The sequence below is a fragment of the Rothia nasimurium genome, assembly GCF_928381705.1.
Lineage (GTDB): Bacteria > Actinomycetota > Actinomycetes > Actinomycetales > Micrococcaceae > Rothia > Rothia nasimurium_G.
The window spans coordinates 1-548 of record NZ_CAKMSR010000032.1; the positions used below are offsets into that span (position 1 = coordinate 1).

The following is a 548-nucleotide window of genomic DNA, read 5'->3' on the forward strand; positions in this document are numbered from 1 at the left end:
TTGTGGGAGGGAGTCGTCGAAGGTGGGATTGGCGATTGGGACTAAGTCGTAACAAGGTAGCCGTACCGGAAGGTGCGGCTGGATCACCTCCTTTCTAAGGAGCTTCAACATATTGGTTGAGCCACGCTGGACGCGAGTGTCGTTTGGGTGGTTTGCTCATGGGTGGAATGTTAGTTCAGGTACTGTGCTTACTCTTTGGAGTTGGTGCTGTGTGCTGATAAGGATTGTGTGTAATGCTGGTGCGCTTTTGGGTTTTGAGGTAACAAGCCATGTGGTTTGTTGCTCTCAGGTTCCCGGCACGAGAGTAGTGACTGAGCTTTGTCTTTGGTTGCCTCGAGTGGTATCGGGTTGTTGTTTGAGAACTGTATAGTGGACGCGAGCATCTTCGAATGTAATTGAAGAATTCATCTCAATCTCTATGGATTGGGTTTCTTTGATACTTTTGATTTTGTACTTAGTTAGTCAAGGTTAATATCTTTGATTTTATCTGTGTGTAAGTTATTAAGGGCACACGGTGGATGCCTTGGCACTAGAAGCCGATGAAGGAC

The 548-nt window shown here is 46.5% G+C and carries 1 rRNA gene; it reads left to right on the top strand.

The features are described from left to right. Positions 1-94, top strand: a 16S ribosomal RNA gene (locus L6762_RS11865); the annotation flags it as partial. Positions 95-548 lie beyond the last annotated feature (454 nt).